At 62.4% G+C, this 622-nt stretch carries 2 protein-coding genes; one reads left to right on the plus strand and one right to left on the minus strand.

Annotation, left to right across the window (positions count from 1 at the left end):
* Nucleotides 1–301 (minus strand): hypothetical protein (locus E1182_RS30750; RefSeq protein ID WP_207921590.1); only part of this gene is annotated, 301 nt, incomplete at its 3' end.
* A gap of 96 nt (nt 302–397) precedes the next feature.
* On the opposite strand from E1182_RS30750, the gene E1182_RS30755 reads away from it, so the two are divergent.
* On the plus strand, nt 398–622 hold a 225-nt coding region (locus E1182_RS30755; protein ID WP_132271217.1), incomplete at its 3' end, for a hypothetical protein.

Here is a 622-nt window from a genome sequence, read left to right on the forward strand (position 1 = left end):
CAGGGTCGGTAGACCGCTGAGAGGCACGCAGAGCCCGCTTGCGACACGCATCGTTGTGGAACCGCTTCGGAAGCCCACCGGAGTGCGTACGGGCTTCCAGGGGCGATCCGCAGCCCTCACAGTTCGGCGCGTCTACCTGGTTGTCGCGGAACCCGGCCACGACCTGCACGTCCCAGCGAGGAAGACCGTCCTTGGTCGTCTCCTGCTTGTCCCGCGTGCCGAACTCAATCCGGGGCTCCGCGCCCAGGAAGGCAACCGCCTGGAAAGTCGCGGCCTGGTCCACGATGAACGTCTGCGGCATGGTCTGTTCCTCCCAAGGTCTATGCTCTAGCCTTTAGAGCATCGAGTGAAGTCGACTCTAGTCATTAGAGACGAGACCGTCAAGGGAGTAAATCTGATGTCGCAGTCCGCGCCGGTACCCAAGGACCTGGCACAGTGGGTCGAGCAGCAGATCCGCGACCTGACCGATCTCGTAGCGGAGTCGAAGACAGTCAGTGATCATGACACGGATCACCAGTCCCAATGGACCCTCAACCTCTTGGAAGAGCTGTCTCGGGTCGAGACCATCAGCCGGCGGGTTGTCCACCTACTCACCGCGTACGCGCTGCGGAACAGGCTCGCG

This window comes from Micromonospora sp. KC721 (genome assembly GCF_004348355.1).
Taxonomy (GTDB): Bacteria; Actinomycetota; Actinomycetes; order Mycobacteriales; family Micromonosporaceae; genus Micromonospora.